This window comes from Adlercreutzia sp. St.1H8 (assembly GCF_059728655.1).
The window spans coordinates 926,218-941,257 of the sequence record NZ_AP039376.1 but is presented as its reverse complement, the minus strand read 5'-3'; the positions used below and the strand labels follow the sequence as shown (position 1 = coordinate 941,257).

Annotated in this window: 10 protein-coding genes; 1 reads left to right on the top strand and 9 read right to left on the bottom strand. The window is 69.1% G+C overall.

What is annotated here, in order from left to right; genetic code table 11:
• Positions 1 to 24: 24 nt before the first annotated feature.
• A complete protein-coding gene (locus tag AC6I0Y_RS03415) occupies positions 25 to 2,862 on the bottom strand; it encodes a molybdopterin-dependent oxidoreductase (RefSeq protein ID WP_160708879.1) in 2,838 nt (945 codons plus the stop codon).
• A 222-nt stretch (positions 2,863 to 3,084) separates the two neighbouring features.
• Here AC6I0Y_RS03415 and AC6I0Y_RS03410 point away from each other — a divergent pair, with 222 nt between their 5' ends.
• Positions 3,085 to 3,873, top strand: a complete 789-nt coding sequence (locus AC6I0Y_RS03410; RefSeq protein WP_497733108.1) for an MBL fold metallo-hydrolase — start codon at positions 3,085 to 3,087, stop codon at positions 3,871 to 3,873.
• A gap of 436 nt (positions 3,874 to 4,309) precedes the next feature.
• Here AC6I0Y_RS03410 and pheT read toward each other — a convergent pair whose 3' ends face one another.
• From pheT to AC6I0Y_RS03370, 8 genes are all read right to left on the bottom strand, one after another.
• Entirely contained in the window at positions 4,310 to 6,760 is a 2,451-nt protein-coding gene (gene pheT, locus AC6I0Y_RS03405; RefSeq protein ID WP_497733105.1) for a phenylalanine--tRNA ligase subunit beta, read from the bottom strand.
• A 216-nt stretch (positions 6,761 to 6,976) separates the two neighbouring features.
• The gene (pheS, locus tag AC6I0Y_RS03400) at positions 6,977 to 8,038 is read right to left on the bottom strand and encodes a phenylalanine--tRNA ligase subunit alpha (protein WP_160708885.1); all 1,062 of its coding nucleotides are present in this window, start codon (positions 8,036 to 8,038) and stop codon (positions 6,977 to 6,979) included.
• Positions 8,039 to 8,918: 880 nt separating this feature from the next.
• Complete coding sequence (locus AC6I0Y_RS03395; RefSeq protein ID WP_236643362.1) at positions 8,919 to 10,043, bottom strand: coiled-coil domain-containing protein; 1,125 nt, start codon at positions 10,041 to 10,043, stop codon at positions 8,919 to 8,921.
• Positions 10,044 to 10,252: 209 nt separating this feature from the next.
• Positions 10,253 to 11,086 (bottom strand): deoxyribonuclease IV, encoded by an 834-nt coding sequence (locus AC6I0Y_RS03390; RefSeq protein WP_160708887.1) that lies wholly within the window; start codon positions 11,084 to 11,086, stop codon positions 10,253 to 10,255.
• A 317-nt stretch (positions 11,087 to 11,403) separates the two neighbouring features.
• Positions 11,404 to 12,174 (bottom strand): energy-coupling factor transporter transmembrane component T family protein, encoded by a 771-nt coding sequence (locus AC6I0Y_RS03385; RefSeq protein ID WP_160708889.1) that lies wholly within the window; start codon positions 12,172 to 12,174, stop codon positions 11,404 to 11,406.
• Positions 12,174 to 13,109, bottom strand: coding sequence for an energy-coupling factor ABC transporter ATP-binding protein (locus AC6I0Y_RS03380; protein WP_497733100.1), 936 nt, complete (start codon positions 13,107 to 13,109; stop codon positions 12,174 to 12,176). Before AC6I0Y_RS03380 ends, AC6I0Y_RS03385 begins: the two co-directional genes overlap by 1 nt.
• Complete coding sequence (locus AC6I0Y_RS03375; protein ID WP_160708893.1) at positions 13,106 to 13,945, bottom strand: energy-coupling factor ABC transporter ATP-binding protein; 840 nt, start codon at positions 13,943 to 13,945, stop codon at positions 13,106 to 13,108. Before AC6I0Y_RS03375 ends, AC6I0Y_RS03380 begins: the two co-directional genes overlap by 4 nt.
• An 86-nt stretch (positions 13,946 to 14,031) precedes the next feature.
• Positions 14,032 to 14,631, bottom strand: coding sequence for a tryptophan transporter (locus AC6I0Y_RS03370; protein ID WP_497733098.1), 600 nt, complete (start codon positions 14,629 to 14,631; stop codon positions 14,032 to 14,034).
• Positions 14,632 to 15,040 lie beyond the last annotated feature (409 nt).

Sequence of the window (15,040 nt, the reverse complement as noted above, 5' to 3'; positions counted from 1 at the left end):
TTCTATCCTTCCTCCTTCGGTCGCTTACTCGACGACGGGCTCGTAGGTCATGGTGAAGCGGTTGCCGGTGTTCTCGTCCACCAGCTGCTGAGTGGCGGCGTCGTACTTGTAGCCGTAGTAGGCGTCGTGGTACGCGCCGGTCTCCGGGTCGATCATCCAGCCGCTGTTGGGATCGTAGACCAGCTGGCGGTCGGGCAGCATGGCGTAGCCGGCCTCGACGTTCCAGCGCAGGTGCTCGGGCATCTCGAACGGAGCCGCCTCGGCGCCGGGATAGCCGCGCACGCCGCCCAAGAACGGAATCTCCTCGCGCTCCATGGTGTAGATCTTGCCGGTCTCATCGTCCACCAGGTACTCGCCGGCGGCGTCGTAGCGCCAGCCGGTGTAGGCGTCGTGGTAGCCCTTGGTGCGGGGGTTGATGAGCCAGCCGGACGCATCCAGGCGGAAGTTTGTGCCCTTCTGGTACAGGGTGTTGTTCTGCCACACCCACTCGTAGCCCTCGGGAACCTCAATCTCGGGCTCGGGCTTGGTGAAGGGACGCGGCTCGCGGGCGAGGGGACGCTCGCTCGGCTTGGCGTGGATGCCGGGCTCCTTGGCGTTGCCCGGGATGGAGAACTGGGCGTCCTCGGCGGTGAACTCGGCGTCGAACTCGCCGCACTTGTACACCTTGCACATGAGGCCGCGGTTGGCCCAGGAGCCGCCCATGGGATCGCAGTCCTCCTCATCAACCGAGGTCAGGACGTTGACGTTGGACTCCAGGCAGCCGAACGGGTTGGCCAGGTCGGCCGAGCCGTCGCGCTCGGGGAACCACCAGCCGCGCGGCGCGAACACCACGTTGGGATGGGTCTCGTTGTCGACGTTGGCGCGCATCTTGATGCGGCCGCGGCGGGTCTCGATCCAGCACCAGTCGCCGTACTCGATGCCCAGCTGCTCGGCGAGGGCCGGGTTGATGGAGAAGTACGGGTCGGGGTACAGGTAGCGGATGCCCTGCATCTGGAAGTGCTCGGAGTGGTGGTAGGGCATGAAGCCGCCGCCGGTGGTGAGCACCACGGGGTACTCCTCGGCGATCTCCGGCGTGTCGATCTCGTTCTCGATGCAGCCGACGTACTCCGGCATGCCGGGGAAGCCAAGCTCCTGCATGATGGTGGAGTTGAGCTCCACCTTGCCCGACGGGGTCCAGAAGCCGCCGTTGGCCTCGAACTTCTTCTGGTGCAGCGGCGGGTAGTACATGCGGATCATCGACACGAAGTCGTCATAGCAGCTGATGGGCAGGCCCAACGGCTCCATGATGTGGTAGTAGGCCTCCTCCTCGGTCTCCCAGGGCCAGTTGGCCGGATCCTGGCCGCAGGCCAGGCCCAGCTTGCGCCAGAACGTCATGTCGGTGTGGCGGTCGAACTTGGGCTGGATGGCGCGGCTGCCGCCCATGAGGGAGTCGGTGGCGCCGTAGTGGGTGACGATGGTGGGGCGCTCGAGCGCGCCGGCGGCCGGGAACACGTAGTCGGCGAAGAGCGCCGTCGGGGTCATCCAGTAGTCCACCACCACGAGGAACTCGCACTTCTTGAGGGCCTCGAGGGTCATCTTAGCGTCGCCGTAGGAGTTCACCGGGTTGGTGGCGTTGCAGATGAGCGCGCGCACCGGGTACGGGTCGCCGGTGAGGATGGCCTTGAACACGCTGGGGCCATGGGCCTCGCAGAACCACTCAGTAGGCAGCGTCTTGCCCCAGGTGCGCTTGGCCGTGTCGGAGATGAGCGAGTAGCCGGGCCAGGAGGTGAGCTTGAAGCGGCTGATCTGCTTGGCCTTCTGCTCCTCGGGCAAAAGCTCGTTGAGCTCCATCTCCTCGTCGGTGAGGAAGTTGAGCGCCGGTCCGGGCATGCCGTCGCCGCCGGGGACGTCCAGGTTGCCGGTGAGGGCGCGCATGAGGGCGATGGCATGGGAGCCGGTGGTCGACGCGCGGCCGATCTGATCCCACGTGCAGCCCCACTGGATGCAGCCGGGGGTGTTGGTGGCGTACATGCGGGCCGCCGTGCGGATCTGCTCGGGCTCGAGCCAGGTGATGGGGGCCGCCCACTCGGGGGTGTACTGGGCCACGTGCTCGGTGAGCTCCTCGTAGCCGCTGCACCACTGGCCGATGAAGTCGTAGTTGGCCAGGCCCTCGTAGATGATGACGTTGAGCATGGCCAGCGCCAGCGCCGCGTCAGAGCCGGGGCGCAGGGGCAGCCACAGGTCGGCCTTCGACGCCGTCTCGGAGTAGCGCGGGTCGACGACGATCATCTTCATGCCGGCGTTGTGCAGGTCCCAGTAACCGTGCATGCCGCCCAGGGTGGACGCGCCGGGGTTCATGCCCCACAGGATGAGGCAGCGGGCCGCGCCCAGGTCGGTCTCGAACGGCGACCAGCCGGCCACGCAGGTCTCGGCCATGAACGTGGGGATCCAGCACAGCAGCGCGTTGTGGAAGCCGTTGGGCGTGCCGAACTGGTTGAGGAAGCGGCGACGCGCCCAGTCGTCGGTGCGCGTGGTGCCGCCCGCAGAGGCCACGGCCTCGGCGCCGGACTCGGCCTTGATCTGGTTCAGGCGGTCGGCGACCTCCTGGATGGCCTGGTCGTAGTCGATCTGCTCCCACTTGCCCTCGCCCTTCTCGCCGGCGCGCTTGAGCACGTGGTTGACGCGAGCCGGGTGGTTGAGGTGCAGAAGCGCGCTCGTGCCACGGCAGCACAGGCCGCCCTGGTTCGAGTAATCGGGGTCTCCCTCGATCTTGATAACGTCACCGTCCTTGACATACGCAAGGACGCCGCAGTTGGCGTGGCAGAAGTAGCACAGCGACTTCACCATCTTGACGTCATCGGCATGGATATCGATTTCCGTCATCTACCTTCCCCTCTTCTTCTCCGTAGATCTTGCTCTACTTGACGCCGCGCACGGCGAGAATCGGTGGCGTTCTCACGTGAGCGAAATACACCGTCGGATTATAGTGGCGCAATCCACTAGTTGCCATGAGCCGTCATTCTTTTCCGATGAAAGGCGCCTGGGGGCGTCGGCGGCGGCACGGCGCTATAATCGCCGCGAGAACCCCTTGAGGAAGGCATCCACATGACCCACCGCTTCACGTTCATGGGCACGGCCGCCGGCTGCGGCGTGCCGTCGTTCTTCTGCGACTGCCCCGCCTGCACCGAGGCGCGAGCCGATCCGCGCCTGGCCCGTGGGGACTGCGGCGTCATGGTGCGCGGCGAGCAGACGCTCGTCATCGACACGCCCCCCGACGCGCGCCATCAGCTCATCCGCGAGGGCATCCGCGCGGTGGACGAGATACTCTTCACCCACTGCCACTTCGACCACATCGGCGGCTTGGGCGAGTACGAGTACCTCGTGCAGCTGGTGCAGAAGCGCCCGATGCCGGTGTTCGGCAGCGCCGAGGCCCTGGCCGGCATCAACGCCGAGTTCCACTATATGGACTACTGCCTGGACGAGCACGTGCTGGCCCCCTTCGAGACCCACGTCTTCGACGGCGTGCGCTACACCGCCTGCCCCGTCACCCACGCGCCGGGCACCTACGGCTACCTCGTCGAGACGCCCGGCACGCGCCTGTTCTACGCCAGCGACACCGCCACGCTGCCGCCGGAGACGGCCGAGCGCGTGCGCGGCTGCGACATCCTGGCCATGGACGCCACCTTCTGGAAGGGCAACTGGTCCCCCAACGATCACCACTCCATCCAGGAGTGCATCGAGGAGGGCCTGGCCCTGGACGCCGGCACCATCTACCTCACCCATATGTGCCTGCACTACGACGAGCCCATCACCTACGCCGAGCTCACCGACTACCTGCGCCAGTACGACGGCCGCGTGGTGGCCGCCCTCGACGGCATGACGCTGGACATCTAGCGGCCGCGCGAGGGGCAGCGCCACCCCCCCCCGTGAGGCGGCCGCCTTCCGCTGAGCTTGCGACGGCAGCGGCGCCCCGCCCGGGGTTCCGGGCATCCCGGGGTCATCGGCCGACTGGCGCCATGGGGCGCCGGCGGCGTCGCGCCTGGCCGGGATGCGCCCGCTTCTGCGGAAGCAAGGCCCGAAATCGGTCAATTACTTCGAAATTCCGAGCCCCTTCGTAGCTTTTGAGCGGCGCTGACAGGACGTGGACGCCAATCCCGCCGCGTTTCCCCTGGTCGCGGTTATCCGTCTATAACTTTTAGCACGCCATGGGGTTACGCTGGCTCGGAATTTCGAAGTAATTGACCGATTTTCCAGCATTTCCCTGCAGACGCATGAGAAAAGCGGCCGCCCTTGCAGGCGGCCGCTTGTTGTTGGAACTCGGGAGGTGGCGCTATCCGCGCACCTCGGCGCCGGTGGCCTTCTCCACCTTGGTGAGCAGGCGGCCGTGGGCGCGCTCCACCTCCTCGCCGGTGAGGGTGCGGTCGGGGGCGCGGTAGGTCAGGCTGTAGGCCATGGACTTCTTGCCGGCGCCCACGCGCTCCTCGTCGCGGTACACGTCGAAGAGGCGCACGTCCTCCAGGAGCTTGCCGCCGGCCGAGGTCATGCACTGCACCAGCCGCTCGTGGGTGACGCCCTCGTCCACCACCAGCGCCACGTCCACGGCCACGGCCGGGAACACCGGCACGTCCACGTAGGGCCGCGCCGGGCGGGCGGCCTTGACCAGCGCGCCGGCGTCCAGCTCGAACACGGTCACCGGCACCTCGATGTCGAAGGCGCGGGCGGCCAGGGGGTGCAGCTCGCCCACCCAGCCGATGACGGCGCCGTCGGCCATCATCTCGGCGGCACGGCCCGGCTGCAGGTGCGGGGCCTCGTCGGCCGAGAGGGCGCGGAAGCGCACCTTGGGCAGCGCCAGCTCGCGGGCAAGCGACTCCAGCACGCCCTTGCCGTCGAAGAAGTCGAAGGGCACCCGAGCGCGGTTCCACGCGGCATCGCCCATGGCGCCGGCCAGCGCGCCGGCGATGCGGCGGCGCTCCTTGGGCTTCTTGCGGCCCTCGGCGGCGGAGAACACGGTGCCCACCTCGTAGAGCTGCACGTCGGCCACGCCGCGGGCCAGGTTGTAGGCCACCGAGCGCAGAAGGCCCGGCACGATGGACTGGCGCATGACGGACTGGTCGGCGTTGAGCGGGTTGAGCAGCTCCACCGGCTCCCCCAGCCCCTCGGCCGGCAGGCGCAAACGCTCCAGGTCGGCCGGCTCGGCGAAGGAGTAGGTCATGGTCTCGTTGAGGCCGGCGGATCTCAGGGTCTCGTTCACCGTGTCCATGGCGCGCTCGGCCTCGGTGCGGGTGCCCACGCGCTGGGGGCTGCCCGGCAGCGTGGAGGGGATGCGGTCCATGCCCCACAGGCGCAGGACCTCCTCGTACAGGTCGATCTCGCGCTCCAGGTCCGGACGGAAGGTGGGGGCGGTCACGGCCAGCACGTCGGCGTCGTCGGTGGCAGCCACCGCGCAGCCCAGGCGCTCCAGGATGTCGGCGACGAAGGACGCGGGGATGTCGGCGCCCATCATGGCGCAGAAGCGCGGGATGCGGAAGGCGAGCTCGCGCGGCAGCGTGCGCTCGGCGTAGACGTCCACCACCCCGGGGCGCACCGTGCCCCCGGACACCTCGGCCAGAAGTGCCGCGGCCGCCTGGGAGATGACGTCGATGGGGTTGTCGTCCACGCCGCGCTCGTAGCGCATGGACGACTCGGAGATGAGCCCCAGGTTGCGGCTCGTGCGCGACGTGCGGCCGCGCTCGAAGGTGGCCGCCTCCAGGAGCACCGTGGTGGTGTCCTCCTCCACCTCGGTGTCCTGGCCGCCCATGACGCCGGCCAGGGCCACGGCCCGCTCCGGCGTGGCGATGACGGTCATGTCGGAGCTGAGCACGCGCTCGGCGCCGTCGAGGGTGGTGAGCTGCTCGCCGTCGCCGGCAGGGCGCACCACCACGCGGGCCACGCCGTCGTCGCCCGCCAGGCGGTCGAAGTCGAAGGCGTGGAGCGGCTGGCCGAACAGGAACAGGATGTAGTTGGTCACGTCCACCACGTTGTTGATGGACCGGGCGCCGGCGGCGGTCACGCGCTCGGCCAGCCAGTCGGGGCTCGGCCCCACCTTCACGCCGTCGATGACGCGGGCGGTGTAGCGGGCGCAGCGGGCCGGGTCGGCCACCTCCACGGTGACGGCGTCGGCCGCAGGCGCGCCGGCCGTCACGGCGGGCAGCTTGGCCGCCATGGCCTTAAGCGGGTAGGCCACGTCAGCCTGGTACATGGCGCCCACCTCGCGGGCCATGCCCGTCATGGACAGGCAGTCAGGGCGGTTGGGGGTGATCTCCAGATCGAGCACCGTGTCGCCCATCCCCAGGTACTCGGCGATGGGCTGGCCCGCGGGCGCGTCCTCGGGCAGCACCCAGATGCCGGCGTGGTCGGAGCCCATGCCCAGCTCGCGCTGGGAGCAGCACATGCCGCAGCTCACGACGCCGCGCAGCTTGGACTTCTTGATCTTCAGGTCACCGGGCAGCACCGCGCCCACGCAGGCCACCGGCACCTTGATGCCCGCGACGATGTTCGGCGCGCCGCAGACGATCTGCACGGGCTCGTCGGCGCCCACGTCAACGGTCACCACGTGCATGTGGTCGCTGTCGGGATGGGGCTCGCAGGTGAGCACCGCGCCCACCACCACGCCGTCGAAGGCCTCGCCCGTTTTCTCGACGCCCTCGACGCCCGTGCCCGTCAGGTCGAGCCGGTCGCAGAAGGCCTTGACGTCCGAGGGGACGTCTACGTACTCAGAAAGCCACTTCAGGGATACTCTCATAACTTTTTCTTTCTCTTCGTCATCCCTATTTCCCTATTTTTGTCTTAGGAATTCGCCTAAGGAAGTCAGCGAGGGGCCGACAGGTGCCTGGGATAGCCCCGCCGCGCGGCCGAGCGGCCTTCGCGCCGCGAGGGTAAGCGCACAAGGGGCTAGGCCAGGTGCCTGTCGGACCCGCAGCATCGAGTCGTTACGCCGTTGCGTAAGCAACGGCGTAACCTAAAACTGCCGCAGGAACCGCATGTCGCCCTCCAGCAGCATGCGAAGGTCGGGGACGTTGTACTTGAGGCAGGCGATGCGCTCCACCCCCATGCCGAAGGCGAAGCCGGAGTAGCGCTCCGGGTCGATGCCGCTCATCTCCAGCACGTTGGGATCCACCATGCCGCAGCCGAGGATCTCCAGCCAGCCGGTGCCCTTGCACATGCGGCAGCCCTCGCCGTGGCAGATGCCGCAGCTCACGTCCACCTCGGCCGAGGGCTCGGTGAACGGGAAGTAGTGGGCGCGGAAGCGCGTCTTGCGCTCGGGGCCGAAGATCTGCTTGCAGAGGTAGTCGAGCGTGCCCTTGAGGTCGGCGAAGGTGATGCCCTCGTCCACAACCAGGCCCTCGATCTGGTGGAACTGCGGCAGGTGCGAGGGGTCGGCCACGTCGCGGCGGTACACCTTGCCCGGGGCGATGACGTAGATGGGCAGCTCCTGGTCCTCCATGGCATGCACCTGCACGCCGGAGGTCTGGGTGCGCAGCAGCACCTCGGACTCGCCGCGGACGCGGGCGGCGTCGCCGGAGCGGTCGAGCACGTAGAAGGTGTCCTGCATGGAGCGGCTCGGGTGGTCGGCCGGGGCGTTGAGCGCCTCGAAGTTGTAGTAGTCGGTCTCCACCTCCGGACCCTCGGCCACGGAGTAGCCCAGGCCCAGGAAGATCTCGGAGATCTCGTCGATGATGCCGTTGATGAGATGGCGGGTGCCCCGCTGCTGCACGCGGCCCGGCAGCGTGACGTCCACGGCCGCCGCGTCCATGGCGGCGTCCAGCTCGGCAGCGTCGAGCGTCGCCTTGCGCGCGCCGAGCGCCTCCTCCACGGCCACGCGGGCCTCGTTCACGGCCTTGCCCACGGCGGCGCGCTCCTCCTTGGGAACCTGCCCCATGGAGCGCAGGTAGCCGGTGAGCGACCCTGCCTTGCCCAGCACGGCCACGCGCACCTCCTCCAGCGCCGCCGTCGTCTCGGCCGCGGCGATGGCGGCCAACGTGTCGTCGCGCAGCGCCGACAGCTCCTCGGTGATTGCCATCTTTCCTTCCTTTCAACGAAAAAGAGCCTCCCCGCGCCCTTGGCGGATGCGGGATCCGATTCCAAGGACGAGAGGAGGCTCTCGCGGTACCACCCTGGTTGGCGACGGGGGCCGGTGCATCACGACCGCGGGCGGGCATACCGCCGGCCAAGGCCGTCTGCGCTGGCGCGGACGTCGCCCGCTCTTTGGCCCGGTGACGGGGGCAGGCCGTCGTCCCCTACCGGCCGTCTCGCCCCTGCGGCCCGCAGGCCGTGGGACGTCCGCTCTCAGGGACGCTGCTCGGAAGGGAATTGGCGTGCCGCCCGAGCCGAGCCCTTTCAGCCAAGGGGCCCTTCTCTGGAGGCGGGGCATCGCGCGCCACTGTCTTCGTCGTCGCATGTAAGCGTGAAGTATAGCGCACTTGGGCGCGAGTGGGAGTTTCTTACTCCGAAACGCAGATTCGAACGGTTTTGCACTCCGTTTGAGCGCGACGCGGCAGGCATGCATTGTTAGCCACGGCTTTTTGCAGGAGAAACGTGGCCACCGCCCTGGGCGACCCTCGGAGAAGCCGTCGGAGAGGGTGCAGAACCGTCCGTTTTTGCAGAAACGGGGGAAATTCCCGAGGTTTGGTGTCCCCAGCGAGTGTGGCCACACCCCACGGGGCGCAGCGAGTGCGGGGGACGCAGCGAGTGCGGGGGACGCAGCGGGTGCGGACGCGAGTGCAGGGGCGCAGCGGATGCGGAGGCGCTAGGCGCCCCTGGGCCGAGGGCGCGGCCGGCAGGCGCTCGAGAAAACGCGGGAGGCGCGCAGACGCGAAGGCGGCACCTAGGCCGCTCGACGGATGCGGGGCACGCAGCAAGGCGCGCGAGCCCCGGGCGTGGGCGCGGGCCGCGCAGGACGCCTACAGGAAGCGGTAGCTCACCGTGCGCAGACCCCACTCCTGGCAGGTACTGAAGCCGAAGGCCTTGAACACGCCGGGCTGCAAATCGAGCTTGCGGCTGCCGCCGCCCATGCCGCCCAGGTCGTTGACGGTGGCGTAGACGGTCATGCCGTTGTAGGAGATCTCGACGGTGCGGCCCAGGTAGCTGCGGCAGTTGGGCATCGACAGGGGGATGGCCACGCCCATGGACCAGTCGTCGCAGACCGACCCGTTGGCCGTGGTGCCCGGGTTGGGCGTGGTCTTGTCCGACGAGCCGCCGTAAGCCGAGGCGACGCCGGTGAGCCACCCGCCCGCGCTCGACCCGCCGCCCGACGAGCCGGAGCCGGAACCTGAGCTCCCGCCGGGAGCGCTGGTATCAGGATTGGGCTTGACCGGGGTGCTGTCGGGAATCACCTCGTCGCGGTCGGTGGTGGTGGCGTTGCCGACCACGGGGGCCTCGGCCTGGCTCTGGGCGCGCTCGAGCTCGGCGGCCTGACGCTCGAGAGCGGCCAGGCGCTCGGCCTGCTCGGCCTTGGCGTCAGCCAGCCGATCGCTCGCCTCGGCCACCACGTTGGTGGCCTCCACGCGCTTCTGCTCCAGGTCGGCCAGGGCCTTCTCCTGGGCGTTCTTCTTCTCGTTCAGGTCGGCCGCTATGGCATCGAGGCGCTCCTTGCGCTCCTTCTGGGCCTGCACCTCGTCGGCCTGGTACTGCATGATCTGGCCGACGTACTCCATGTTGCGCAGAAGGTCGGTAAAGTTGGAGGACTCGAGCACCACCGTGAGTAGCGACACGGAGCTACCGCCGCGGTACTCGGAGGCCGCCGTCTCGCCGAGGGCGGCGCGACCGGCCAGCACCTCCTCCTGGGCGGCCAGCGCATCGGCCGCAGCCTGGTCGACCTGGGTCTGCAAGTCGGCCACCTGGGCGGAGAGCCACTCGTATTCGGCTGAGAGGGACTCCATGCGCGCCTCGGCCGCATCGAGCACGGCCTGCGCGTCGTCCACCTCGTCGGCCCAGGCGCTGCCGGTGGCGAGCCCGGGGCACGCGCAGACAAGGGCGAGGGCCGTGATGACGGCCAGGAACCTCGTCGTGAACCTCGATATCGTCAAGGGGTCACCTTTCCGTTGTCCTGCTGCCGCGGGCCCCGGCGCGGCGCGGCGGGGCAGCGCGCCCCTCCCCCTGCGGGTGCCAGGCGCTGGCAGATCAACTCATCTTCCCTAAAGTGACCCCCGCTGGCAAGCGTTTTCGCGGAAAAACATAGGTTCGCCCCGTGGCGCCCGCCCGCGCGACACGGGTGCTTTCAGCACTTGACGTGCTGTTACTCCCACGCGGCACGTAGGCGCGCTATCTCATCGGCATAGCCGGAGATATCGTCGTGGGGCGTCTCCAGGAAGAAGGGCAGGCTGCGGAGCGCCTCGTGGCGGGTCACCGCCGAGAGCGCTTCGAAGCCGATGTGTCCCTCGCCGATGGCCGCGTGGCGGTCTTTGCGCGCCCCGAGCGGGTTGAGGGAGTCGTTGAGGTGCACGGCGCGCAGGCGCGCGAGCCCGATCGCGCGGTCGAACTCCTCGAGCACGCCGTCCAGATCGCCCGCGATGTCGTAGCCCGCGTCCCACACATGGCAGGTATCCAGGCACACGCCCACCTGGCCGTCAAGCTCCACCTGGTCGATGATGGCGGCCAGCTCCTCGAAGCGGCCGCCCACCTCAGTGCCCTTCCCCGCCATGGTCTCCAGGAGCACGGTGGTGCTCTGACCAGGCGCGAGCACCTCGTTCAGGATGGCGGCGATCTTGGCGATACCCACCTCGGCGCCCTGCTTGACGTGCGACCCGGGATGGAAGTTGTACAGCTGCCCGGGCGTGGCCTCCATGCGCACGAGGTCGTCGGCGAAGGTGGCACGGGCGAAGTCCCGCACGCGCCCGTCGGCGGCCGCCGGGTTCAGGGTATAGGGGGCGTGCGCGAGGATGACGTCGATGTCCTCTTCGGCCGCGCGCCGCTCGAAGGCGGCCACGTCCGCCGGGTCGATGGCCTTGGCCTTGCCGCCGCGCGGGTTGCGCGTGAAGAACTGGAAGGTGTTGGCGTCTATGGAGGCCGCCGCGCGGGCCATGGCCTCATAGCCCTTGGAGCTGGAAAGATGGCACCCGATGGTGAGCATGGACATCCCTTCGTCGCACGATAGTGAACCTGCATGATACCCCGTGCGCTCTTGCAAGAGAACCATCCCCGGGAAGGACGCGGGCCCAAGACGCGCCTGCGCTCGCGCTACCGCAGGCCCGGCGCCGCGCCCACGGCCGCACCGCCGCAGGCCCGGCGCCCGCATCCTCGCCCATGCTTTCGCAGGCCCAGCGCCGTCGCCCGCTCCCTCGTTCGCCCTGCGCCGCCGCAGGCCCCGCGCCCGCGCCCTCGCTGCCGCAGGCCCGGCAAAGCGCCTGGCTGGCGGGCGCCTCGCGTACATCCGGCGCCCCCTCGGCCCTACGCCCCCAGCGCCGTGAGCGCGATGGCCGCCCCCAGCAGCGCGACGCACAGGCCCAGGGCCGCCACGTCGCGCGCCGCGAGGGGGTAGTCCTTGTAGCCGCTCTCGCGCGTGCGCAGGTTGAACCCGCGCACCTCGGCGGCGATGGCGGTCGAGTTGGTCTTGCGCACCGAGCTCACCAGCAGCGGCACGCACAGGGGCACCATGAGCCGGATCTTCTTGGGCAGCGAGCCGTCGAACGCCACGCCGCGGGCCGTCTGGGCCTCCATGATGCCGGCCATGTCGTTCATGAACACGGGAATGAAGTGCACGGTGGACGTGAACGTGAAGGCGTACTTGTAGGGCACGTGCAGCTGCTTGACCGCCGCGTTGGTGATGTCGCTCATCCGCGTGACGTAGAACACGAGGAACAGCGGGATGGCGGCGGCCATGAGGCGGACGATCACCGTGAGGGCCGCGAGCAGGCTGCCGGTGCCAATGTAGCCCCAGGGCAGCGGCACGAGGGGCGTGCCCGCAGGCGTGGTCAGCACGAGCACCACGGCCAGGATGACCGAGAAGCCCAGCACCGCCTTGCACAGCCCCGCTGTCTGGCGCCCCAGGCCGCACGAGGCGGCCAAGGCCAGGGCGATGACCAGCATGACCAGCAGAAACACCAGGTTTGAGTTGACGAAGCAGGCCACGGCGAACAGAACCGCGCCCACGAGCTTGGCCGCGGGGCTCATGCGGTGCAGGAGGCTGTCCCCCGGCACGTACTCCAGAAACTTCGCCATCACCGGCTCCCTTCTGCGCAGGCAGCCGGGCGCGCGGGCGCGGCAGCCTCCTCGGCCGCCAGCACGGCGGCAACGTCGTCGGACGGGGCGTCGGCCTCCGACCCGACCGCCTCCTCGCCCCGCGCGGCGGCTAGGGCCTCTACCATCTGGCTCACGGTGTCGGCCTCGGCCACGGCGGCCGGCACGCCGGGCACGTCGCGGCCGAGGATCAGGGCCACCTCGGTCACCTGGGGCGGCAGGATGTGGGCCGCCTTGAGGGCCGCGGGATCGCGCAGCACCTCGAAGGTGGGGCCGTCGGCCACCACGCGCCCGTCGGTCATGGCGATGACGCGCCGGGCGAAGTCGGCCACCACCTCCATGTCGTGGCAGACCATGATGACCGTGGTGCCCCCCTCGTTGAGCTCGCGCACCGTGTCCATCACCTTCACGCACTCGCGGAAGTCCAGGCCCGTGGTGGGCTCGTCCAGGATGATGACGGGAGGCGCCAGCACGATGATGGAGGCCAGGGCCAGCAGCTGGCGCGTGCCCCGGTTGAGCAGGAAGGGCTCGGCGTCCGGGTCGAACCCGAAGCGCGCGATCATGGCGTCAACGGCCGCGTCGGCCGCCGGCCCCTCCTCGCCGAGCGCCTTGAAGCCGAAGAGCAGCTCCTCGCGCACGGTGTTGCAGCAGATCTGCCGGTCGGGGTTCTGGAAGAGAAAGCCCACCCTGCGGGCCAGCTCGCTCACCTTGAGGTCACGCGTGGACGCGCCGTCCACCAGCACCTCGCCCGCGCGGGGCTTGAGCAGGCCGTTGGCCAGGCGCATGGTGGTGGACTTCCCCGCTCCGTTGGTGCCCACGAAGGCGACGAACTCCCCGTCAGCGATGGAGAAGCTCACGTCGCGCAGCACCGGCGCGCCGCCGTCGTAGCCGGCGCTGACGTTCTTGAACTCGATCATGCGAGCACCTCCTTGCACGCCGCGGCCGCCTGGGCCACGTTGCGCACGGCGGGCCCGTCGTAGAGGCCGCGCCGCGCGAGCGCGTTCATGAGCGTGGTGGACCGCGGGCAGTTGACGCCCAGGGCCAGCAGCTCTTCGGAATGGGCCAGCACCTCGTCGGGCGCGCCGGCGTAGCGGATGGCGCCGTCGTCCACGATGACCAGCAGGTCGGCGTAGTCGGAGAGCAGCGCGATCTTCTGCTCCACCACGATCACCGTGGTGCCGTGCTCGCGGGCGTAGCGAGCCAGTAGCTCGAACACCGCCACCGACGAGGCCGGATCCAGCTCGGCCGTGGGCTCGTCGAGCACGAGCACCCGCGGCTTGAGGGCGATGACCGAGGCCACGGCCACCTTCTGCTTCTGGCCTCCCGAGAGGCTGTCGATGGTGCGGTCGCGCAGATCGGCGATGCCCATGGACGACAGGGCCTCGTCCACCCGCGCGGGAATCTCGTCGCGCGGCACGGCGAAGTTCTCCAGGCCGTAGAGGATCTCGTCCTCCACCACGGCGTTCACCATCTGCGAGTCGATGTCCTGGCAGACGCTGCCCACCAGCCGCGACACGTCGGTGAGCGACGCCTCCACGGTGTCGAGGCCGTCCACCGTCACCGCCCCGTAGAAGTCGCCCGGGTAGCAGTGCGGGATGATGCCGTTCACCGCGTAGGTGAGGGTGGACTTGCCCGAGCCGGCCGGCCCGGTGACGCCCACGAAGCAGCCGTCGGGAATGGACAGGCTCACGTCGCGCACGGCCGGCTCGCGGCCCTCGCGGTAGCGGAAGCTGAAGTCCCGTATCTCGATCATGACGTTTTCCTTTCGTCTCTCCCCTGCCGCAGGACGGCCAGGAGCCCGCGACGGCGCCCTGGCCGGCCCGCGCCGAGCCCGTCGCCCTAGCGCTTGAGGACCTTCTTCAGCGGCACGGCGAGGATCTGCACGAAGATGGCGTTGAAGGTGGCGGTGCCCAAGACGATGGCCACGTAGGCGGCCATGGCCACGGCGAAGTCGCCGCCGACGGACACCACGTTGATGTAGGCGGACAGCGCCGCGAAGGTGAAGCCGGACACGCAGGTGGAGATGAAGGTGTTCACGAGCGGGTTGGCGTCCAGCTTGCCGCCGATCCTCATGGGCACGCGGATGAGCAGGCCGCAGGCGAGCGCGCCCAGGAGCTCCGAGGGGATGTTGAGCAGCGGCGTGGCGTTGAGCAGGGGGATCTGGCACACCAGGCCGGCGATGATGCCGATGGCCGCCGACTGGGCCAGGTTGGGCCTGATGAGGATGATGGCCAGGCAGTAGGCGGCGATGATGAAGTTGGGCTTCATGCCGAAGGCGGCCAAGAGGCTGCCCACCGTGAGCTTGAGCACGGCACCGGCGGCCAGGAGCACGGCCACGAGGATGAGGTCTTGGGCCGTGAGGCCCTTCTTCTCCTGGGCGGCGACGGCGCGCTTGGCGCCCGGACGGGCGGCTTCGGCGGTGATGCGAGGCTCGGTCATGATGATCCTTCCTTTCCGGCGGCGTCCTGCCGCCCGCTCGGGCCCGCCCCCTTGGCAGGCCTCCCTCGCAATTGCCCCTTTGCCGACGTGCCGCTGATAGCTCGGCGATGACCCCCGCAAAACAAAAGGGATCTGTCCTTCGGTTAAAGGACAGATCCCTTGATCTGCGGTGCCACCTTTACTTGGCTCGCTTGCGCGAACCCCCTCACGAGCATGCCATCACATGCTCTGCCCTTAACGCAGGCTCACGGTCCGGATACTCGGCCTTGGCGACGACGCGCACCTCCGCGGCCTTTCCCCTTTCCCTCGGCGACCCATTTACCATCCAGCGTTACTACGGGAATCCCAGCTGCGCCCGCTCTCTGTGAGTGCTCTGATGGCTTGACCTTCGCCTCATCGGTTTAAGGTA